Origin of the sequence: Achromobacter sp. SD115, from assembly GCF_017355315.1 — a bacterium.
Taxonomy (GTDB): domain Bacteria; phylum Pseudomonadota; class Gammaproteobacteria; order Burkholderiales; family Burkholderiaceae_B; genus Achromobacter; species Achromobacter xylosoxidans_B.
Window position 1 is genome coordinate 41,184 of the sequence record NZ_JADIJM010000003.1, and the last position, 21,737, is coordinate 62,920.

Genomic DNA, 21,737 nt, shown 5'->3' on the forward strand with positions numbered 1-21,737 from the left:
CCTAGCCTGCCGCGAGCCGTACCGTCCATGTCCAGCCAACTTGACGCCCTGCGCAACCACACCACCGTCGTCGCCGACACGGGGGATTTCGAAGCCATGAAGGCGCTGCGTCCCACCGACGCCACGACCAACCCGTCCCTTATTCTCAAGGCCGTCCAACAGGACGCCTACCGCCCCCTGCTGGAAAAGACCGCGCGCGAACACCGCGGCGCGCCCACCGCCGAGCTCATGGATCGCCTGCTGGTCGCCTTCGGCCGCGCCATCCTGGACATCGTGCCCGGCCGCGTCTCGACCGAGGTCGATGCCCGCCTGTCGTTCGACACCCGCGCCACCATCGAGCGCGCCCGCAGCCTGATCGCCCTGTACGAAGCCGCCGGCGTGCCGCGCGAGCGCGTGCTGATCAAGATCGCCTCGACCTGGGAAGGCATCCAGGCCGCCCGCGCCCTGCAATCGGAAGGCGTGCGCTGCAACCTGACCCTGCTGTTCTCGCTGCCGCAGGCCGTGGCCTGCGCCGACGCCCACGTGCAGCTGATCTCGCCCTTCGTCGGCCGCATCTACGACTGGCACAAGAAATCCGCCGGCGCCAATTGGGTCGAAGCGGACAACGCCGGCGCGCGCGATCCTGGCGTGCTGTCCGTGACCCGGATCTACCAGTACTACAAACACTTCGACATCCCGACCGAAATCATGGGCGCGAGCTTCCGCAACGTGGGCCAGATCCTGGCGCTGTCGGGCTGCGACCTGCTGACCATCAGCCCGGAGCTGCTGACCAAGCTGGCCGGTACCGAGGGCGACGTGCCGGCGCAATTGCGCGCGGACGACGTCCCGGCCGACATCGCCCGCATCGGGGCGGACGAAGTCACGTTCCGCACACTGCTCAATGAAGACGCGATGGGCAGCGAGAAGTTGTCGGAAGGCATCCGCCTGTTCGTGGCGGACGCGGTCAAGCTGGATGCGCTGATCGAGGCGCAGCGGACCTGAACCGGGCGGGCGCCGCAGCGCCCGTCGCTACGCAGGCGAAAGGATGCGCGGCCGGCGGCCGCGCGCCTGCGTCAGCGGTGATCGTGCGAATGCACCTGCAACGCCTCCAGGAAGCGCGACACCATGTTGTACGCGGCCACTGTCGCAGTCAGTTCCACGATGAGTTTCTCCGAACCCATCGCCGCCCGGGCGGCCTGGAATACGGTCTCCGGCACCTGCACCTGCCGCGTCATCGCGTCGGTGTAAGCCAGCACTGCCTTTTCGCGTGAATCGAACAGGTCCGAGCCTTCCCAGTTGTCCAGCGCGTCCAGCTGCGCCTGCGACACCCCTTCCTTCAGCGCGATCGGCGCATGCTGGTCGGCCTCGTAAGGCGCGCCGTTGATGGCAGCCACGCGCATGATCACCAGTTCCCGCAGGTCGCCGGGCAAGGTGCTGAGCTGACGGATCGAGGTCAGATAATTGAGCCAGCCGCCCGCCACTGCGGGGCTGTGCAGCAGCATCTGGTACAGGTGCAGCACGCTGCCGCGCTCGGCGACGATGCGGTCGACCAGCGGCTTGGCTTCGGGATGGGTCAGGTCGGCGTAGGGTAGACGGGCCATGGGAACTCCTTCAGATCTTTTCGGTTTCGCCGGACCGGGGCTGCCATTTCATCAGGCGCTTTTCGCCCATGCCGACGACAGCGTCCAGCACCAGCGCGAACGCCGTCAGCACGATGATGCCCGCGAACACGGTGTTCACATCGAAGGTGCCTTCGGCCTGCAGGATCAGGTAGCCCACGCCGCTGGCGGAGCCCAGGTACTCGCCCACCACCGCGCCCACGAAGGCCAGGCCCACCGACGTATGCAGGCTGGAGAACACCCAGCTGGTGGCCGACGGCAGGTACACGTGCCGCAACAGCTGGCGCCGGCGCGCGCCCAGCATGCGGGCATTGTCGAGCAGAGTCGGGCTGACTTCGCGCACGCCCTGGTAGACGTTGAAGAACACGATGAAGAACACCAGCGTCACGGCCAGCGCCACCTTGGACCAGATGCCCAGGCCGAACCACATGCCGAAGATGGGCGCCAGGATGACGCGCGGCATCGAGTTGGCGGCCTTGATGTAGGGATCGAGGATCGCGCTGGCGCCCGGCGACAGCCCCAGCCATAGACCGAAGGCCAGGCCGGCGATGGTGCCGATAAAAAAGGCCAGCACGGTCTCGGTCAGCGTCACGCCCAGATGGGTGTAGATATCCGCGTTGGTGACAAACCAAGCCCAGATGCGGCCCCACACCTTCAGCGGTTCGCCGAAGAAGAAGGCCACCTTGGGATCGCGCGAGGCGAAATGCCAGACCAGCAAAATGATGACGAGCAACAACAACTGCCAGAAGCGCAGGCTGGCCGAACCGGGTTTGATCAGCTTGGGCATGGCCTAGGCTCGCTTCTGTTGGGCGTAGCCCTTTAGTACTTCCTCGCGCAGCACGCCCCAAATGGCGGCGTGCAGTTCCACGAAGCGTGGATGCGTGCGCACTTCGGCCACGTCGCGCGGACGCGGCAAGTCGATGACGAATTCGCCGATGGGGTGCGTGCCCGGCCCCGCCGACAGCACCACCACGCGGTCGCTCATGGCGATGGCCTCGTCCAGGTCGTGCGTGATGAAGAGCACGGCCTTGCGCTTGGCCATCCAGAGATCCAGGACCTCGTTCTCCATGAGCTGGCGGGTCTGGATGTCCAGCGCCGAGAACGGCTCGTCCATCAGGATGATGTCGGGATCGCGGATCAGCGTCTGCGCCAGCATCGCGCGTTTGCGCATGCCGCCCGACATCTGGTGCGGATAGCGGCTTTCAAAACCGCCCAGGCCGACGCGGCGCATCCATTCGCGGCCGCGTTCCAGCGCCTGCGAACGCGGCACGCCGGCGAAGTCCAGCCCGGCCACCACGTTATCCAGCGCGCTGCGCCAGGGCAGCAAGGCCTCGCCCTGGAACATGTAGCCGGCGCGCTCATTGATGCCGGACAGAGGCTGCCCGAACACCTTCACGCTGCCCGACGACGGCGCCAGCAGGCCGGCGCCGACGTTGAGCAAGGTGGACTTGCCGCAGCCGGTCGGGCCCACCACCGACACGAACTCGCCCGGCTCGATGGCCAGGGTGGTGTCGCTGACAGCGGTGTAGCGCTGCGACCGGTCGTCGCGGGAGACAAAGGTGCAGCTGATGTTTTCCAGCGACAGCGCGGCTTCAGCCATTGGGGTACTTCTCGTTGGCGCGGCGGGCGTAGTCGTTGGTCCAGACCTTGGACGGGTCGATCTTGGCGCCATCGAAGTCCGCCTGGTAGGCAGCCAGCGCCTTGAGCGCGGTGGCGGCGCCATCCTCGGGGATCATGCCGTCCGGCGACAGGCCTTCCAGGCTCTTGGCGATGGCGGCCTTGTAGACGGCCGGATCGCCCAGCAGATAGGTTTCCGGCACGACCTTGGCGATCTCGTCGGCGCCGGCCTTCTGGATCCACTTGTCGGCGCGCACCAGGGCGTTGGCCAGGGCCTGGGTGGTATTAGGGTTGGCGTCGATGAAGGCTTGCGGCGCATACAGGCAGCCCGCCGGCATATTGCCGCCGAAGATTTCCTTGGTGTCCTTGAGCGTGCGAGTGTCGACGATGATCTGGATGTCGCCCGGCATTTCCAGCATCGACACCACGGGGTCGGTATTGGAGATGGCGTCGATCTGGCCGCTGCGCAGCGCGGTCACCGCGCCGGCGCCGGCGCCCACGCCGATGATGGACACGTCCGAGGCCTTCAGGCCGTGCTTGGCCAGGAAGAAGCTGACTACCATGTTGGTGGACGAACCCGGCGCGGTCACGCCGATCTTCTTGCCCTTCAGGTCGGCGGGGCCCTTGTAGTTGGGCAGGTTCTTCTTGGACACGCCCACGCCTATCATGGGCGCGCGGCCCTGCAGCACGAAGGCGCGATAGGCCTGGCCCTTGGACTGCATGGACAAGGTGTGCTCGAACGCGCCCGACACGATGTCGGCGCTGCCGCCCACCACGGCCTGCAAGGCCTTGGAGCCACCCGCGAAGTCCGCGATGCTGACGTCCAGCCCTTCGTCCTTGAAGTAGCCGCGGGCTTCCGCGATGGACAGGGGGAGATAGTAGATCAGCGGCTTGCCGCCGACTGCGATCTGGACCTTGGTCTTCTCCAGCTTCTGCGCGCGCACGATGGCGGGCGCCATGCCCATGACGCCGGCGGCGCCGGCCATCTTGAGCAGATCACGGCGAGTGACTGACATGTGCTTGTCTCCTAGTTGTCGGGCAGACCGATAGCGCCGGTCTTTGCCAGCTCTTCTATAGCCGCTGAATCATACCCCAGCGATTTCAGGACTTCCTCGGTATGTTCCCCTAATACCGGGCCCACCCAACGCGTCTCGCCAGGCGTCTCCGACAGCTTGGGCACCACGGCGGGCAGCTTGACCGGCGTGCCGTCGGGGAAGCGATGCTGCTCTATCATGCGGCGCGCCAGGAACTGCGGATCGCTGAACATGTCGGCCACGCTGTAGATCTTGCCCACCGGCACGTCGGCGCCCTTCAGGACGCCCAGCGCCTCTTCGATGCCGCGCGCGCCGCACCACTGCTGGATAGCGCCGTCGATCTCTTCCACGCGTTTGGCGCGGCCGTCGTTGCGCACCAGGCCAGGGTCCGTGGCCAGGTCGTCGCGGCCGATGGCGCGCATCAGCCGGTGGAAGATCGCGTCGCCGTTGCCGGCGATGACGATGTTCTGGCCGTCGCGGGTGGTATAGGTATTCGATGGCACGATGCCGGGCAGCGCACCGCCCGTGCGCTCGCGCACCACGCCGGCCACGTCATATTCCGGCACCAGGCTTTCCATCATGTTGAACACGGCCTCGTACAGCGCCACGTCCACCATCTGCCCCTGCCCCGCCTGGCAATCCACGCCCTGCTTGCCGTTCCAGCGTCCGCCGGTGGCATCGCGGTGGCGCAGCGCCATCATCGCGCCGATCACGCCGTGCAGCGCGGCGATCGAATCGCCGATGGAGATGCCGACGCGCAAGGGCGGCCGGTCTGGGTGGCCCGACACATAGCGCAGCCCGCCCATGGATTCGCCGATGGCGCCGAAGCCCGGCTGGTCCTTCATGGGACCGGTCTGCCCATAGCCGGACAGGCGCACCATGATGAGCGCCGGATTGATCGCGCGCAGTTGCTCGTAGCCCAGGCCCCACTTCTCCAGCACGCCTGGCCGGTAGTTCTCGACCACCACGTCGGCGTCCAGCGCCAGCTTGCGGGCGATCTCCCGCGCGCGCGGATCTTTCAGGTTGAGTGCGATGGATTGCTTGTTGCGGGCCTGCACCGTCCACCAGAGGGAGTTGCCCTCGTGCAGATGGCGCCAGCTGCGGATGGGATCGCCGCCGCCCGTGCCGTCAGGCCCGTGGGGCGTTTCCACCTTGATGACGTCGGCGCCGAATTCGCCGAAGATGCGCGCGGCGAACGGGCCGGCAATGAGCGTGCCGAGTTCCAGGACCTTCAGTCCGGTCAGCGCTGACATGGTTTGTCTACCTCACTGTTTTGCCGTTGCCGATACATTGCCGGCAAGGCGTTCTGGTACTGCGGAATCAGGTGGTCTTGCGCTCCATCAGCGCCCACGCGATGGTGCCGGCGTCTACGTATTCCAGCTCGCTGCCGGCAGGCACGCCGCGCGCCAGCCGCGTGACGCGCAGCCCGCGTTCGCCCAACGCTTCGCCCAGGAAATGGGCGGTGGTTTCGCCTTCGGCGGTGAAGTTGGTGGCCAGGATGACTTCCTGCACCACGCCGTCGGTCGCGCGCTTGATCACCCGCTCGAAATCCAGTTCGCGCGGACCGATTCCTTCGAGCGGCGCGACGCGACCCATCAGCACGTAGTACAGGCCACGGTAGCCGTGGCTGGACTCGATCATGTTCTGGTCGGCCGGCGTCTCGACGATGCACAGCAACGAGGGATCGCGTTTGGGGTTGGTACAGGTGCCGCAGACTTCTTCTTCCGAAAAGCTGTTGCAGCGGGCGCAATGTTTCAGATCCCGCACCGCGCCCGCCAGCGCCCGCCCCAGCATGTCCGCGCCTTGCGGGTCATGCTGCAGCAGGTGATAGGCCATGCGCCGGGCAGAACGCACGCCCACGCCGGGCAGGCGCCGCAGCGCCTCGATCAGCGAGACGAGCGGCTCGGGTTCGGGCAGTAGGGGATCCATTGCGGCCTTGGGACTGCGCTCAGAACGGCAGCTTCATGCCCGGGGGCAGCGGCATGCCGGCGGTCACCGACGCCATCTTTTCCTGCGAGGTGGCTTCGGCCTTGCGCAGCGCGTCGTTGAACGCGGCGGCAACCAGGTCTTCCAGCATGTCCTTGTCGTCGCCCAGCAGCGACGGATCGATGGCCACGCGCTTGACGTCGTGGCGGCAGGTCATGGTGACCTTGACCAGGCCGCCGCCGGAGGCGCCTTCGACCTGGATGTCGGCCAGCGCGTCCTGCGCCTTCTTCATGTTTTCCTGCATTTGCTGCGCCTGGCGCATCAGGCCGGCCAGTTGTCCTTTCATCATGATCGATGCTTCCTTGAATGAGGGGAATGAGAGATGGCCGCCGCTTCAGGCAGCGGCGGCGGGGGAATCGACGTGGCGGATCGAGCCGGGCACGACCTGGCCGCCGAAATCGGCGACGAGCGCCTGTACAAAAGGATCGACGGCGACCGCGTCTTCAGCGGCCTGCTGACGGGCGGCGCGTTCGGCCTGGGCCACGGCATGCGCCGTCGCCTCGCCCGTTACGCCGACCTCGACGTCCAGCCGTATGCCCTGGCCGAAATGTTCGCACAACACGGTCTGCAGACGGACGCGGCTTTCGCTTTCGGCCAGTGTCTTGACGGCCACGCGCAGGATGATCGCATCGCCCTGCACGCCGGCCCATGCGCTCTGGCGCGCCAACTCCGCCGCCAGGCCGGTGACCGGCAGGCGCGCGGCCAGTTCGGGCCAGGTTTCGGAAGTCATGTCTGCCATGCGGGCGCGCGACGATTGCCGCTTGCGCGCGGGCGCAGGGCCTTCGCGCCGGACCGGCGCGGCGGCGGGCGGCGCAGCCGAAGGCGCGCTGGCCAGGGTTTCGAAATCATCGTCGTCCGGGTCCGACGTAAAGCCATTGTCGGGCGCGAAGCCGCCTTCGGCCTCGAACGGAATTTCTTCGTCGACCCAGGAAGGCGGGCCATCGCCATGGTCGGCTTGGGGCCCGGGCACGGGCGCAACGGCCGCGGCGGTAGCCGGCGTGACCGCCAGCGCCGCCGAGCCAGCGGCTTTGCCGGCCTCGGTCTCGGGCGCCGCCAGCGCTCCGGCAGGCAGGTCTTCCCAAGGAGGCACACTGCCAGCCTGGGTAGATTGCGTCACTTGCGCTGCGACGACGGGTTCGGCTGCGGGTTCTACAGCGACGGGTTCGGGTTCTGCGGCAACCGGTGCCGGCTCGGGAGCCTGTTCGGCGCGAGCGGAGGACTCGGCGGGTACGGACGCCTGCGGAGCCGCAACCGGCAACTGGACCGCGGGTTCCGGGGCTATTGCAGCAGCCACCGGCGCGGCAACGGCCGCGACCGGAGCAGGAGCGGGCTGGGCTTGCGGTTGCACAGGCGCGGCAACCGGCGCGGGCGCCCCGGCCGCATCGGCCGTCTGGCGGGCCGGCGCGGCAGGCGCTTCGAGCGCGGTCTGGGGGCCAGCGTCGCCATTGAGTGCCAGCATGCGCAGGCAGGCCATGATGAAGCCCGCGTACTCATCGGGCGCCAGCGTCAGTTCGCTGCGGCTATGCACCGCCACCGAATAGAACAGCTGCACCGCATCGGGGTGCAACACCTGCGCCAGCCGGGCGATATCGCCGGCCAGGGGATCTTCGGCCGGCGTCACGCCGCGCACGCGCTGCTCGATGGCCACGCGCGACAAGAGCACGGCCAAATCGGCCAGGGCGCCGGCATAGGACAGCCCGCGGATCGCCAATTCATCCGCCACCGCCAGCACGCTCTTGGCGTCACCAGCGGACAAGGCGTCCAGCAGGCGCACCAGGTGCCGCTGGTCGATGGTCCCGAGCATGCCGCGCACGGCATCCTCGGTCAGGTTGCCGGCGCTATAGGCAATGGCCTGGTCGGTCAGCGACAGGGCGTCGCGCATGGAGCCCGAAGCCGCCTGCCCGATCAGCCGCAGGGCAGGCACCTCGAAGCCCACGTCTTCCTGGCCGAGCACGGCCTGCAGATGGCCGACGATGGAGTCGGCCGGCATCTGCTTCAAGTTGAACTGCAGACAGCGCGACAGCACCGTCACCGGAATCTTCTGCGGGTCGGTGGTGGCGAGTATGAATTTGACGTGGGGCGGCGGCTCTTCCAGCGTCTTGAGCATGGCGTTGAACGCGTGCCCGGTCAGCATGTGGACTTCGTCGATCATGTAGACCTTGAAGCGCCCCGCGCCCGGCGCGTACACCGCCTGCTCCAGCAGTTGCGTCATTTCCTCGACGCCGCGGTTCGAGGCCGCGTCCAGTTCGAGGTAGTCGACGAAACGCCCGGAATCGATTTCCGTACACGCGCGGCACACGCCGCAAGGCTTGGAAGTGATGCCCGTTTCGCAGTTGAGCGACTTGGCCAGGATGCGCGAAAGCGTGGTCTTGCCCACGCCCCGGGTTCCTGTGAACAGCCAGGCGTGGTGCAGGCGTTGGGTGTCGAGCGCATGCGTCAGCGCGCGCACCACGTGATCCTGTCCCACGAGGGTATCGAACGATCGCGGCCGCCACTTGCGGGCCAGTACCAGATAAGTCATGGGTGGATTGTAGAGCCTGTTTCGGAAGCTGGCCTGAAACGCAAAGGGGACGGGTTTATTCCCGTGGAAGATATCCTTGGAAAATAACCCCGTCCCCCTTGAAAACAAACGCGTCATGGGTTTGGCATGACGCGTTGCTTTGAAGAATCCGGTTGGCGAGCCTTACTCCGGCACTGACCCTAAACGACTATGGCTGCTTCGTTCCCGACCTGACCAGGTTCACCGCCGAACCATGCGGAGGGGCCCGCCAGCCGAGATTCTAGCAGAGCTGCGCTTCGCTTGCTTGCTAGAACCTCGGCCGGCGGGCCCCAGGGGGCAGTATGTGGGCCCCCTCCCCAGCCCTCCCCCCGAGGGGGAGGGAGTTTGGGACTTCGCTTCGCTGGTCCTTTCGGCTCGCTTCGCTTTGCCTTGCGGGGTCTTCAGAACTTTGCTTGCTCGGGGCGTCGTTGGCTAGACGCTTAGTTTTCCGCCTGACTGGGGGGAGCCAGGACGTAGAGTTTTCGGACGGTGCTGCGGATATCCCAGACGCCTTGGGTATGGGGGGGCATGGCCAGGGTGTCGCCTGCGCGGAATTGCAGCGGGGGCTGGCCGTCGGGGGTGAAGGAGCCTTCGCCGGCCAGGATGTGCATGATTTCGCCGTCCTGGACCTGGCGGCGGAATTGGCCGGGGGAGCATTCCCAGATGCCGGCGCTGGTGGCTTCGGCGCCGGGGATCACTATTTTCCTGGCGCGCAATGCGCAGGCGGGTTCGCTGAGCGGGATGCCGACCGGGCCGAGGTCGTCCAGCTGGGCAGTGTCGCGGGTCTGGGGGATGTGTTGGATGGTCATGGTGTACTCAGGAGGATGGAGGCGCGCTTCTACGAGAGCTTGTCGCACAGGCCGTAGTAGGCGACGCCGAGCGCGATGTAGAAACGCTTAAGGCCGTGGAACGGCAGCGGCCTGATGGGGGTGACGGGGTATGGCATGGGCTCGCCCGCGGCGATGGTCCGGGCGAGGTAGCGGCCCATCTGCGTGGCGAGGGCGACTCCGCGGCCGTTGTAGCCCAGCAGGATATGCAGGTTGGGCGATGGCTGATGGACATGCGGCACGAAATCGCGTGTCAAAGCGATCCGGCCGGCCCAGCGATAGGTGAAGGGGATCCGGGCCAGTTCCGGAAACAGCATGCGCGCGCCGCGCACCAGGTGGTCCCAATCCTGTTCCGATGCGGGGTCGGCAAAATGGCCCCGGCCTCCCAGCACGAAACGGCCCTCGTGGTCGCGGCGGAAGTACAGCAGAAGGCGGCGGGAGTCCGAGGCCACCACGCCGCCGGGCATGATGTGGCCGCAGGCTTTTGCGTCCAGCGGTCCGGTGGCGACGATGAAGCTGTTGGCGGCGATGACGCTGCGCTGCAGACCGGGCCATAGCCCGTTGGTGTAGCCATTGGTCGCGATCAGCGCGTGCTCGGCGCGGACAGTGGCGCCCTGCTCCGTGCGCGCCAGCCATTGCTGGCCCGATCGTTCCAGCGCCGTGACGCGGGTATGGCCATGCACCGACGCGCCAGCCGCTTGCGCCGCCGCCACCAGCCCGCAAGTGTAGGACAGGGGCTGGATGCTGCCGGCGCGCCGGTCGATCCAGCCGCCCAGGAACCGGTCCGTGCCCAGCCTCGCGCTGACGGCGTCCTGGTTCAGCATTTCCACGGCTGCGCCACGATCCAGCCACTGCTGCGCGCGGTCCGACACGGCTTCCAATGCGCGAGCAGAGTGGGCCGGCTGTATCCAGCCAGCCCGCATGGCATGGCAGGCGATGGCATGCTTTTCGATAAGCTCGAATACCGCCTCGGAGGCAGACCCCACCATCTGCAACAGCGGCTCTCCCAGCGCTTTGCCGTAGCGCGCCAGGATCGCCTTCGGATCGTGCTTGATGCCCGGAATGACCTGCCCACCGTTGCGGCCGGAGGCGCCCCAGCCCGGTTCCTGGGCATCCAGCACGCAAACGCGCAGTCCGAGTTCGCTCAGATGCAAGGCGGTCGACAAGCCGGTAATGCCGGCGCCGACGATGACGACGTCGCATTGGTGGGAAGCCGCCAAGGCGGGCGCGGCGGGCGCCTGCCCCGCGGTCTGCTGCCACAAGGAGTGCCGGGCATCGGCCGAGTCTGGTGCGCGCATGGTGTATCTCAGCGTCCGCAGGCCTGGGGGAACACGAAGGGGGTGGCCTCGGCGAACCGGGTCAGCACGTTCGCCGTGATGCGCGACACGTTGTTGTCGTAGCCGTTCCAGGCCAGCGACGCGCCCCACGTGATCGAGCCCGTGGAAAAAACCGCGCCGCCATTCAGGCACTCGTAGAACACCAAATCGGCGTAGCAGTGCTTGGCTTCCTCACCGTTGATGGTGGGATGGTGGTAGGTCGTCTCCTCGGGCACCACGTTGTAGTAGCGCGTGTGCTTTTCCGAGCGGGCGACGATCAACGTATGCGGCGGCGTGCCCAGCCGGTAGTCGACGCGATCGATCTCGTCGCCTGCCGCGCCGCCTCCGCTGCTGCCGAAATCGCCAATGATTTCATCCGCCACGCCTTCGAACATGAACGCCACGCGCGGGTCGCGGCTTTCGGGCCGCCGGCGATAGTAGGACGAGGCATCGAACCCGGTCGCGGTCGTCCCGATGCCGGTCAGCGTCTGCGGCGCCTGCCCGATGCGGCGCCAGGTGCCGCCATATTCGCCGGTATAGCTGTGGTAGCTTTCCCCGGCCGGCGTCTCGCTGTAGCGGGCGCCGGTCTCGGTGCGACGCAGCTCCATCAACCAGGGCTTTTCGGGATGGTAGGCGCAGCGCCAGTAGAAGCCGTTGCCTCCCATGTACATGAGGCGGCCTCCCTGCCCCTGGTACGCCACCATTGCCTGCCACATGCGCGTGGTCCAGTACTCGGGATGCGCCCCGGTCATGACCACGCTGTAGCCCTCCAGGGCCTGCAGGCCTTCGGCATGCAGCATGTCGTCCGTGATGACGTCGTAGTCGAAGCCCTTTTCGTCCAGCCAGTCCAGGAAGTGGGTGTCGCCGTTCAGCGACCAGGTGCGGCATTGCAGATGCATGCTGAAGACCGGCCGCAAGCGCGAGGCGTAGTAGACGCCATAGCCGTCCGAATGCGTGTCATACATGGAGAGGCTCAACTCGCGGTGTTCGCCCAGGTAAGTCTCCCAGGGATACAGGACCATGAAGTTGCCGGACTTCATTTCCATGCCTTCTTCATCCAGGCGGTAGTGCGAGTTCGAGTACGCCATATAGGTGGCCGTCGACGCGAGGAATGCGATCTGCTTGCGCGGCCCGCCCGCCTTCGGCCGCACGATGAAGGTGATGCGTTCCTGCTCTCCCGCTGCGCCGGTCAGGCGCGCCGCATACAGGCCGCTGGGCAGGTCGTCAGGCACGGTCAGGCTGAAATCGGTCTCCCAGCGCGCGTCCTCCAGGGTGTCATCATGGAAGTGCAACGCGGCGAAATGGTCGGGACGTTCGCGCCAGAACATGACGCTGGAATCCCAGCGCAGGCCGGGCACGCCGCGCGCGGGCAGGTTCTCGATGCGCCCCTCCGCCCAGGGCCTGGCCGTGTCGACGAGCACATCGCTGTCGATGCGCTGCGAGAAATCCCAGGCCTGCAGCGGCGGCGCGGCATGGCGGCGGCCTTGGGCCTCGACGCGCAATTGCGCCAGGTCTGCATCCCCGGCGCCATACGGCAGCAGCGTGGGCGAATCCAGGCGGCCGTTGAAGTGCTTGGCGTATTGTGGGCGCGGCAGGCCTGTGGCGGCCGCGCCCATCGTCAGCGGAAGCCGCGCCAGCGCGACCGGATCGATCGCCGGCAGCCGGCTGCTCGCCTGCGCATGCGAATTCACGGCCAACAAGGGATTGGCGGGCATCTGCCGCAGATCGACCGCCCCCGAGTCCAGGTCCAGCGTCACTGCCACCAGATACCACTGGCGCACCGTCATGGGCAAACCCAGCGTGACGCGCTCGCTCTTGCCGCCGCTGCCCTGCTGCCAGAACAGACAGCCTTCGCGATCCAGGCCCAGCAGATATCCGACGCGCGCGGTGTCGTCCCAGCGCGACAGGATCGCCTGATCGTCACCGTTGCAGGGCAAGGTCGGCATCACCGCCAGGATCCAGCTCTTGCAGCCCGCGGCTGGCTCGCTGAAGGCGGGGGCCACCGCGCGCGAACCGGTTTCGGTGGTTTGGGGACGCCCGGCGATGGCGGTGGCGATGCCCTGCATCACCACGGTTTCTTTCAAGCCGGGAGCGCCGGGCGTAACGTCGCCGCTGCGGATACGCACCAGGTCGGCGTCATAGCGCAGCGCTTGCGCGCAGCTCACTTTGAATTCTATGGTCTCTCCCGGCGCGATCGTCCAGGTGCTGGGGTACCCCAGGATCTCGTACATACAAGCTCCGTCAGTTTGGTTCGAGCGACACGGTGTTGCGGCCTGCGTTCAGTCCAGGTCGGCCGGCCAGGGATAAGGAGAATGGATGGCCCAGCGGATCTTCAGCAGCGCCCACTGGGCATCGGCCAGCTTGGCGTAGCGTTGCGGCGCCAGTTCGACCGGATCGCCCCGCCCCGCGCCGAGCGTGCCGATGGCGTACTCCGAGTAAGGCTGGGTGCAGACGATGACCTGCTTGCCGGCCATGGGCTCCATCCGCAACCGGTTGAGCAGGCGGTTCAGCTTCAGCGGCCGGTTCTTGGTGGTCGTCGTCCTGAAGTGTTTGAGAAGTTCCGCATCTTCGGGCTGGATCTCGTACATATCGCGCTCCGGGCATGAAAAATCGATTCAGTGGTCGCGCTCTGGCGCGGCGAACATCTCCAGGCCGACCGTGCGCTCCAGCAGCAGCACCAGCGCAAGCGTGAAGACAATCAGGAATGTGGCGATGGCGGCAATCACGGGACTGGCGCTTTCCTGTATCTGCGTGAGGATGCGCACAGGCAAGGTGTTGACGTCCGGCGCGACCAGGAAGACGGTGATCGTCGCCTCGTCGAACGACACGATGAAGCAGAACAGGAAGGCGGTAATCAGCCCCGGCTTGAGCATGGGCAAGGTCACGGTGCGCAAGACCTGCGCGGGCCGCGCGCCCAGGCTCATGCTGGCCTCTCCCAGCGCGGGGTCCAGCTTGCGCAGGGAATTCAGGATGGGGCGGTAAGCGAACGGCAGCGTGATGATGCAATGCGCCAGCACGATGCCCAGGTACGAGCCGCTGACGCCAAGCAGGCCGAGCAGGCCCAGGAACGCCACGCCCAGCGCCGCATTGGGAAACACCAACGGCAGCATGATCAGCGCTTCAATAATGCCGCTACCCCTGATCCGGCTGCGGTCCAGCACGAGCGCGGCCAGCAGAGCCACCGATGTGCTGATGAACGCCACCAGCAAGGCGATGCCGGCGCTGACCGCCAACAGGCCCAACCATTGCGGATCGGTGAAGAACTCCAGATACCAACGCCAGGAGAGCGACGCCAGCGGCAAGGTGAAGTACCCGGTGGACGTGAACGACGACACCGCCACCACCAGAATGGGCAAGGGCAGGAAGCCAAACAGCAGAACCAGCAGCAAGCGGTATAGCCAGCGCATATCAGGCTCCCGTTCCGGACACGCGCGCCGCGACGCGACGTTCGAGCAGTTGCAAGGGAATGACCAGCGAGAACGCCGCGAGCAACAGCACGATCGCCATGCTGGCTGCCTTCGGATAGTCGAAAACCTGCAGCACGTCCTGGTAGATCTGCGTGGCCAACATGCCGTCACGCACGCCACCCAGCAACAGCGGCGTAACGATGGCCCCGGTCGACAGCAGATAGACCAGCATGGCGCCGGTGATGACGCCCGGCAGGCTCAGCGGCAGGGTGACATGCAAAAAGGTCTTGAGCGGGCCGGCCGCCAGCGTCTGTGAGGCCTCGTCCAGGGCGCGATCCAGATGCAGCAGCACCGCCAGCACCGAGACGATGAAAAACGGACTGAAGACATGCACCAGGCCTATCACCACCCCGGTCATGTTGAATATCAGGCGCATGGGCGTATCGATGACACCCAGCGACAGCAGCAGCGAATTCAGCGTGCCCTTTGGGCCCAGTATCACCACCCAGCCGTAGGTGCGCACCACCACGCTGACCAGCCACGGCGTGATGACCAGCATCATCAGGAAATTTCGGTTGCCGCGATAGCGCGAAATCGCATAAGCGATGGGATAGCCGACCAGCACGGAAAAGAACGTGACGACCAGCGCGACCCCTATCGTGCGCAGCAGTACCGCAACGTAATCGGCCCGCTCGAAGAAGCGCACGAAATTGTCCAGGCCAAAGCCGTCCGCGGTGCGCAGCGATTCCACGCCGAGATAGGCGATCCCCGTCAGGAACATCAGGATCAGGATCGCCGGGGGAAGCAGCAGGATCAGCGGCGGCCGGGTCGATTTCATTGCGGCTTCTCCGGGCTTACCGGCCGGCGCCCGCCATCGCGCGCTCGACCAGCTCGATGCGCGACTTGCGGGATTCGGCGATGTAATTCCAGTCCGGCTGATAGAGCTGGTCGCGCAGGGCGGTCAGCGGCTGGCCCAGTTCCTTTTCTGTCGCGGGAGACAGTTTGGCCATGCTGTTCAGCGGCAGGTAGCCGGCAATATCGGCAATGCGCGACTGGCCTTCCGGCTGGGCCACATAGTTCAGCCACTTCAGGTAGCTGGCGCGGCCCTGCGCCTTCTTGGGCACGACCACGATGTACGGCAGGATCAGCGCGCCCTCCTTCGGAATCACCATCTCGATGTTGGTCTGCCCGTCGCGCTTCATCTGCCAGACGCGGGTCGAGTAGTAGGGCGCAGCCGTCACCTCTCCGCGCTGCAGCAGCTGGTTCATCTGCGCCATCGAGCTATACATTGCCAACGAGTTCTTGCCCAAGGCGGTCAGCAGCGCCAGGCCCTTGGCGGTGTCGCGCTCGTTGCCGCCTTCGGCTACGGACATGATGGTCAGGTCGTAGGCCGAGCTGTAGACCGGACGGGTGACCGACAATTTTCCCGCCCACTTGGAATCCCCCAGCGCCTTCCACGAAGAGAAATCGGAAGGTTTCGCAAGATCCTTGTTGACCGCGATGCCGTAGTACGCGAAGTAGGTGCTGACGCCTATAAGGCGTCCGGAAGGCGCCTTGAGCAGGTATTTCTCCGGCACGTTCTTCAGCGCGGGCACCTCGCTCATGTCGAAATCTTCGAGCAGTCCGTCGCTGTACATCTGCGAGGCCTCGAAGAACGACGAAAGCGCCGCATTGAACTTGGGCGCGTCCTTCTGCGCGCGCACCTGGGCCTCGGGAGTGGGGACTTCGACGATCTTCACGCCGATTCCCGTTTCCTTCGTAAAGGGTTCCGCGTAAGCCTCGCGCCACGCCGCTCCCACGCCGCCGCCCCAGGTGGCCATGGTGATTTCCTGCGCGCTGGCGGTGCCGCAGACGGCCATGACCGCCGCGGCGGTCCAGTGGGCAAATCGATAGGTGCTCATTGTGCGACTCCTGTGAGAGTGAACAGCGCTAGAGGGAGACGACCGAAATGCGGCTGTCGTCCCAGGTCAGTCCGACGGCTTCGCCCTGCGCCGGCAACGGTTGTCCGTCCTGCGCCGGCCAATCGGCGATCAGGGTCCGGGCGCCGGCCCGCAGCCAGAGGCGCGTGTTCTGTCCGGCGTAGACGCGGCGCTCCACGCGGGCCTGCAAGCGGGCGCTGCCGGCAGGCGCCAGCTTCAGGTGTTGCGGCCGCAGCGATATGCCCACGGCGCTGCCTGCCGCGAAGCGCGGGTCCGGCAGATCGAATTCGCAGCCGAGTTCCGCGCAGTCGAGACGTGCCGCGCCGGCTTGCACCACGCCTTCGAAGAAATTCGTGTCGCCCACGAATTCAGCGACAAAGCGGGTCTGCGGCTTTTCGTAGATGGCGGCGGGGTCGCTGACTTGGTCGATCAGGCCGTTGCGGAACACGGCGACGCGATCGGACATGGTCAACGCCTCTTCCTGGTCGTGCGTCACGAAGATGAAAGTGGTGCCGAGTTTTTCCTGGATCAGCTTCAACTCAGTCTGCATCTGGCGGCGGATCTTCATGTCCAGGGCGCCGAGCGGCTCGTCCAGCAGCAGCACCCGGGGCTCCATGACGATGGCGCGCGCCAACGCTACGCGCTGCTTCTGTCCGCCCGAGATCTGGCCGATATAGCGCGCGCCGTAGCCCTCCAGGCCGACCATCGCCAGCGACTGCTCCACCTTGCCGCGGATGGCGGCGGGCGGCTCGCGCCGCATCCTCAGGCCGTAGCCGATGTTCTCGGCGACGGTGAGATGCGGAAACAGGGCAAGGTTCTGGAACACCATTCCGAGCGGACGGCGATACGGCGGCGATGACAGGATCGACTGTCCGTCTATCTTCACCTCGCCCGAGGTAGGCGTTTCAAAGCCGGCAATGATCCGGATCAGCGTGGTCTTGCCACAGCCGCTGGGGCCCAGCAGCGTCAGAAACTCGCCTTCGCGCACGTCCAGGCTCACGCCCTTCAACGCCATCGATGCGCCGAACGTCTTGGTGACGTCCTGGATCTGGAGGATCGGCGTCCCCGCTGTTTTCTGACCCTGCCCCATGCTCACACACTCCGGCAAAACCGATGAATGAGCGCAGGATATTGGAGCTGGCATCCTTTCAGCAATAGTAAAATCCCGCAATGAGGTTTATTATTATCGCTAGGCGGTAATTAATACCCAAAATACGGGAAAACGAGGAGCCGAAAAATGCTGGAACAGGCTGAACTGGAAGTCGACGAAGGCATGTTCAATCACTCGTTCGCGAGGGGACTGAAAGTCCTGTTCGCGTTCCGTGGCGCGCAGAGCGCCATGTCCCTGTCGGAAGTGGCGCAAGCCGTGGGCACGAGCGTCAGCACAGCCCAGCGCACCGTGTACACGCTGGAAAAGCTGGGGCTCATCAGCAAGTCGCCCAAGACGCGCAAGTTCAGCCCCACCCTGCGGGTCCTGGAGCTGGGCTACAACTACATCGCGGCCGATCCGTTGGTCGAGGCCGCGAATCCCTTCCTGGCCGAGCTGTCCAATATCACCGGGGAAACGGTCAACCTGACCGAACCCCTGGACCACGAGATGGTGTATGTGTCGCGGGTCGTGGCGGCGAAGTTCATTCCCATCCACATGCCCATCGGCAGCCGCATCCCCATGTACTGCACGGCCAGCGGCCGCGCCTACCTGGGCGCGCTGCCGGAGGAACAGGCGCAGGCCATCCTGGACGCCTCTGCGCTGCAGCGCCATACGCAATGGACCGAGACCGATCCGGCGAAGCTGATGGAGATCGTCCGGCAGGCGCGGCGCGAAGGCATCGCGCACAACAAGGAAGAACTGTTCCTGGGCGACATGACGATCGCCGCGCCCATCATGGGCCAGCGCGGCACGCCCGTTGCGTCCGTGCATATCGTGGCGCCGACCAGCCGCTGGACCCTCGAAGAGGCCTTGGCGCGCCTGGGACCGCTGGTGTTCGATTGCGCCCGCGGCATCAACAACTCGGTGCGCTCGTTCACCTGAGGGCCGGCGGCCCAAGCTACAGATCGATCCAGGCGCGAGCGCGCGGGAAGTAGAGGGCGGCGCGGGCGCTGCGGCCGTCCAGGGCGGTGACCTGGGCGCAGTAGCGCAGCAGTTGGTCGCCGTGACGTTGGCGCATGCGGGCGGCGAAGGCGTCGGGGGTTTCGCCCGGATGCGGCCGGCCGGTTTTGTAGTCGACGATGAGCCAGCCGTCTTCGGTGCTGAGGGCCAGGTCGATGACAGATACCTTGCCGGCGGCGTCGATCAGGGGCCATTCGCGACGCGCGCCGGATTGCGACAGCAGCCACAGGCCGCGTTCGTCGGCTAGCGTGGCTTGCAGCGTTTCCAGCACGGCTTCGGATGCGGCGTCGGCCTGGCTGGCGGGGATGCCTGCGCGCGTCAGTTGGCGGCGCATGGCGGGCAGGCGCTGCGCCAGCGCGTCGGCGGACCAGGCATGCACGCCCTCCTGGCCAATGCGTGCCAGCCAGGCGTGCGACAAGGTGCCGATGGCGGCGTCGTAGCCGGCTTCGAGTTGCCACGCGGGATGTTCGCCGCCATCGCCCCAGGCGCCGCGCGCCGCAGCGCCGAAACCGGGGCTGACTGCCACATCCGCCATGCGCGCCAGTTGAGCCAGGCCAGCGCGGTCCACGCGCCGCAGGGGCTCGCCCTGCCACTCGGGGCCGTCGGCCTCGGGCGCGATTGCTTCGCCATCGAGCGACGGCGGCACAGGCGCCGCCAGGCAAGGCCACAAGCGTCCCAGCAGGCTGGCGGACGATGGCGTCTTGACCTGGCCGCTGGCCTCATCCACGGACACGTGACCCACCAGGTGCAGTCGCTTGCGCGCCCGCGTCGCCGCCACGTACAGCAGGCGGTCGATTTCGTAGGACGCGCGGCGCGCCTCGCGTGCGCCCAGGTAGCGCGACAAGGGGTCGGCCTCGGTTTCGGCGCGCGGCTTGACCGGGCCGAACAGCACGCGGCCGCTGCTTTGCTCGAAGCGCACCAGTGGCGCCTGGTCGCCGCGGGGCGCGCGATGCAGGCCGTACAGGATGACGGTTTCGAACTGCAGGCCCTTGGACTTGTGCATGGTCATGATTTCGACCGCGCCCGTGTCTTCGTCCGCCGCGTCCGGCGCGGCGAACAGCCGCGCGATGCCGGTATCCAGCGCGGCGACGTCGATGGCGCCATGCGGCGCCAGGCGCTCGATCAGCTGGAACAGGCTTTCCGCGTCGTTGGCCACGGACAGGCCGGCATACAGCGCCGGGCCGCCCAGGCGCCGCCACAGCGACTCGACCCAGGCCGCAAAGGGCATGGCGCCGGCGGCGTTGCGCTTGTCGAGCAAGATGGCCGCCACCTGGCGCAAGCGCTCGAACTCGTCGGCGCCGAGCACGTTCTGTGCCGCTGGCGTTTCCGGCGCTACGGGCGCCGCGTCGAACAATGAGCCCTGCGGCGCGCTACTGGCCGCCATGGGCGCAGTTTGCGGCGCGATGCGCAACGCGCGCTCCAGCAGCACCGGCACTGGCGTGATGTGATCGTCGCCGAACAGGCGTTGCAAGGAAGTCAGCGTCAGGCCGCAGTACGGCGCGCGCAACACGGACAGCCAGGCAAGGCGGTCGCCGGGATGCGACAAGGCCCGCACCAGTTGCACCAAGTCCGCCACCACCGGCCGCAAGGCCAGCGGCACCAGATCCACCGCCCGGCAGCGTATGCCTTCCTGCGCCAGGCGGCGGGTCAGATTGCCCAGGTGGCTGCGCGCCCGCACCAGCACCGCGACGGGATGCTTGGCGCCCTTGTGGTCGATCAACGCCTGACGCACCAAGGCCACCGCTATATCCTCGGCCTGCGTTTCGGCCGGGGCCGCGCCTTCGCGCGACCAGGCCGGGTGGAAGCGCACCGCCGGTTCCGGCAACGCTTCGTGGAAAGCAGTGGACGGACTGTAGGCGATGGCTCCTGCCGCCGCATCGCTGCGCCGGGGCAGCAGTTGCGCGAACGACTGGTTGACCCATTCGACGATGCCCGCCTGCGAGCGGAAATTGTCGGTGAGATTGAGGAAATCCGGCTGCAGTTCGCCCACGCCGATGTCGGCCACCTCAAGGAACAGACCCACTTCCGCCTTGCGGAAACGGTAGATGGACTGCATCGGGTCGCCCACCAGGAACAGGCTGCGGCCATCGCCCTGCTGCCAGCCCGAGGTCAAGGTGCGCAGCAGGTCCAGCTGGGTCTGGCTGGTGTCCTGGAATTCGTCGATGAGCAGATGGCGGATCGAGGCGTCCAGCTTCAGCAGTAGTTCCCCCGGATCGTCGGCGCTGCCCAGCGCGGCCGCGGCGCGCTGCGCGATCTCGATGAAATCCACCTCGCCGGTATCGGCAAAGCGCAGCCGCAACTGCGCCACCGCCAGCGCCAGGGTCATCAGCTGCGCGCCCAACACTTCCCATTGCGCATCGGTGAAATGCGGCGCGGGCACGTCACGCACCGCATGCAGGCGGCGCACCCAGGCCGCATCCGCGTCGGCGGCTTCCAGCCACGCCACGAACGGCTCCTTGTGCGCGCACTTGGCCGGAAAGCCCAGGTTCTTGTTGACGGTCTTGCGCAAGGTACCGGTGCCGGTCAGCAACAGGTGCGCCACGGCTTGCCATTGCTCCAAGGCTTCGGCGTCCGGGGGCAATTCTTCCGTCCAGTCCAGCAAGGGCAGCAGCTTGTTTTCCCCTTCACCATCCTGCAGGCTGGTGGCCGCCAGCCGCGCCGGGCCGCACAGCGCTTCGGCCCAACCATAGGGCATGGCCTCGCTGAGCGCGTCCAGGTCTTCTCCTATGGCCTCGGCCAGCATGGCCTCCATACCCTCGCGATCAGACCCGTGGCGCAGCAGCGGCAGCCATTGGTCGCGCTGCCCCAACATGTCGGCGATGGCCTCCTTGGCCGCCTGCACGTCCACGTCCAGGTGTTTGAGCAGAATGCGCACGGCCTCATAGTCGTCGGCGAGGTCCAAGGTGGCGCGCGCGGCGGCCTCGTAGTGCGCGCGCGCGTCGTCGGTGATCTCGGGCATGCCGCCCAGCTCAGACAACCAGGGCATGCTGCGCACCAGGCCCGCACAGAAGGAATCGATGGTGCGGATGGCCAGCCGCGCCGGATGGTCCAGCAGATGCCAGCCCTGCACCTCGTTGCGCGCCAGTGCGGCGCGGGCCAGCTCCCAGCTGCGGCGTTCGTGCATGGCCTCGGGCGGCTCGTCCCGTCCGCGGCGCAGCTTGCTGAGCACGCGCGCATGCATTTCGGACGCGGCTTTGCGCGTGAAGGTGATGGCGACGATTTCTTCCGGGCGGTTCACGGTCGCCAGCAGCGCCAGGATGCGGTCCGTCAGCAACTCGGTCTTGCCGGAGCCGGCCGGCGCCTGCACCAGGAACGAGCGGGTCGGATCCAGCGCGTCGGCGCGCGCGGCGTGGTCGTGCGGCAAGCGTTCTTGTTCAGCCATGG

Annotated in this window: 19 protein-coding genes and 1 other RNA gene; 2 read left to right on the top strand and 18 right to left on the bottom strand. The window is 66.7% G+C overall.

Annotated elements, in window-relative coordinates; all coding sequences use genetic code 11:
• Window positions 1-27: 27 nt before the first annotated feature.
• Window positions 28-981 carry a transaldolase gene (gene tal / locus IPU70_RS04810; RefSeq protein ID WP_207465411.1) on the top strand — a complete coding sequence of 318 codons (954 nt, stop codon included), beginning with the start codon at window positions 28-30 and terminating at the stop codon, window positions 979-981.
• 71 nt (window positions 982-1,052) lie between these two features.
• Here the strand turns inward: tal and IPU70_RS04815 are convergent, their stop codons facing one another.
• The 17 genes from IPU70_RS04815 to IPU70_RS04895 all read right to left on the bottom strand — a co-directional run bounded on the left by IPU70_RS04815 (window position 1,053) and on the right by IPU70_RS04895 (window position 17,333).
• Window positions 1,053-1,580 (bottom strand): carboxymuconolactone decarboxylase family protein, encoded by a 528-nt coding sequence (locus IPU70_RS04815; RefSeq protein WP_207465413.1) that lies wholly within the window; start codon window positions 1,578-1,580, stop codon window positions 1,053-1,055.
• Between the two features lie 10 nt (window positions 1,581-1,590).
• Window positions 1,591-2,385 (bottom strand): ABC transporter permease, encoded by a 795-nt coding sequence (locus IPU70_RS04820; RefSeq protein ID WP_088142186.1) that lies wholly within the window; start codon window positions 2,383-2,385, stop codon window positions 1,591-1,593.
• Between the two features lie 3 nt (window positions 2,386-2,388).
• Window positions 2,389-3,198, bottom strand: a complete 810-nt coding sequence (locus IPU70_RS04825; protein ID WP_013395608.1) for an ABC transporter ATP-binding protein — start codon at window positions 3,196-3,198, stop codon at window positions 2,389-2,391.
• Window positions 3,191-4,231, bottom strand: a complete 1,041-nt coding sequence (locus IPU70_RS04830) for an ABC transporter substrate-binding protein (RefSeq protein ID WP_207465415.1) — start codon at window positions 4,229-4,231, stop codon at window positions 3,191-3,193. The genes IPU70_RS04825 and IPU70_RS04830 overlap by 8 nt, the downstream gene beginning before the upstream one ends.
• A gap of 11 nt (window positions 4,232-4,242) precedes the next feature.
• A complete protein-coding gene (locus IPU70_RS04835) occupies window positions 4,243-5,502 on the bottom strand; it encodes a CaiB/BaiF CoA-transferase family protein (RefSeq protein WP_207465418.1) in 1,260 nt (419 codons plus the stop codon).
• A 67-nt stretch (window positions 5,503-5,569) separates the two neighbouring features.
• Window positions 5,570-6,178: a recombination mediator RecR gene (gene recR / locus IPU70_RS04840; RefSeq protein WP_207465420.1), complete on the bottom strand. Its 609-nt coding sequence runs from the start codon at window positions 6,176-6,178 to the stop codon at window positions 5,570-5,572.
• 19 nt (window positions 6,179-6,197) lie between these two features.
• Window positions 6,198-6,524, bottom strand: a complete 327-nt coding sequence (locus IPU70_RS04845) for a YbaB/EbfC family nucleoid-associated protein (RefSeq protein ID WP_013395612.1) — start codon at window positions 6,522-6,524, stop codon at window positions 6,198-6,200.
• A 45-nt stretch (window positions 6,525-6,569) separates the two neighbouring features.
• Window positions 6,570-8,756 (bottom strand): DNA polymerase III subunit gamma/tau, encoded by a 2,187-nt coding sequence (locus tag IPU70_RS04850; protein ID WP_207465422.1) that lies wholly within the window; start codon window positions 8,754-8,756, stop codon window positions 6,570-6,572.
• A gap of 151 nt (window positions 8,757-8,907) precedes the next feature.
• Window positions 8,908-9,005: signal recognition particle sRNA small type (gene ffs / locus IPU70_RS04855), an RNA gene on the bottom strand.
• Window positions 9,006-9,214: 209 nt separating this feature from the next.
• A complete protein-coding gene (locus tag IPU70_RS04860) occupies window positions 9,215-9,583 on the bottom strand; it encodes a cupin domain-containing protein (protein WP_207465424.1) in 369 nt (122 codons plus the stop codon).
• A gap of 29 nt (window positions 9,584-9,612) precedes the next feature.
• Entirely contained in the window at window positions 9,613-10,899 is a 1,287-nt protein-coding gene (locus IPU70_RS04865) for an FAD-binding oxidoreductase (RefSeq protein ID WP_207465426.1), read from the bottom strand.
• Between the two features lie 8 nt (window positions 10,900-10,907).
• Window positions 10,908-13,148, bottom strand: a complete 2,241-nt coding sequence (locus tag IPU70_RS04870) for a N,N-dimethylformamidase beta subunit family domain-containing protein (RefSeq protein WP_207465428.1) — start codon at window positions 13,146-13,148, stop codon at window positions 10,908-10,910.
• A 48-nt stretch (window positions 13,149-13,196) separates the two neighbouring features.
• A complete protein-coding gene (locus IPU70_RS04875) occupies window positions 13,197-13,505 on the bottom strand; it encodes a small subunit of N,N-dimethylformamidase (RefSeq protein ID WP_207465430.1) in 309 nt (102 codons plus the stop codon).
• A 27-nt stretch (window positions 13,506-13,532) separates the two neighbouring features.
• Window positions 13,533-14,324: an ABC transporter permease gene (locus tag IPU70_RS04880; protein WP_207465432.1), complete on the bottom strand. Its 792-nt coding sequence runs from the start codon at window positions 14,322-14,324 to the stop codon at window positions 13,533-13,535.
• A gap of 1 nt (window position 14,325) precedes the next feature.
• A complete protein-coding gene (locus IPU70_RS04885; protein ID WP_207465434.1) occupies window positions 14,326-15,162 on the bottom strand; it encodes an ABC transporter permease in 837 nt (278 codons plus the stop codon).
• Window positions 15,163-15,178: 16 nt separating this feature from the next.
• Complete coding sequence (locus IPU70_RS04890) at window positions 15,179-16,225, bottom strand: extracellular solute-binding protein (protein ID WP_207465435.1); 1,047 nt, start codon at window positions 16,223-16,225, stop codon at window positions 15,179-15,181.
• Window positions 16,226-16,253: 28 nt separating this feature from the next.
• The gene (locus IPU70_RS04895; protein WP_207465437.1) at window positions 16,254-17,333 is read right to left on the bottom strand and encodes an ABC transporter ATP-binding protein; all 1,080 of its coding nucleotides are present in this window, start codon (window positions 17,331-17,333) and stop codon (window positions 16,254-16,256) included.
• Window positions 17,334-17,480: 147 nt separating this feature from the next.
• On the opposite strand from IPU70_RS04895, the gene IPU70_RS04900 reads away from it, so the two are divergent.
• Window positions 17,481-18,275: an IclR family transcriptional regulator gene (locus IPU70_RS04900; protein ID WP_013395622.1), complete on the top strand. Its 795-nt coding sequence runs from the start codon at window positions 17,481-17,483 to the stop codon at window positions 18,273-18,275.
• 16 nt (window positions 18,276-18,291) lie between these two features.
• Here IPU70_RS04900 and IPU70_RS04905 read toward each other — a convergent pair whose 3' ends face one another.
• Window positions 18,292-21,735, bottom strand: a complete 3,444-nt coding sequence (locus IPU70_RS04905) for an exodeoxyribonuclease V subunit beta (protein ID WP_207465439.1) — start codon at window positions 21,733-21,735, stop codon at window positions 18,292-18,294.
• Window positions 21,736-21,737: the final 2 nt, after the last annotated feature.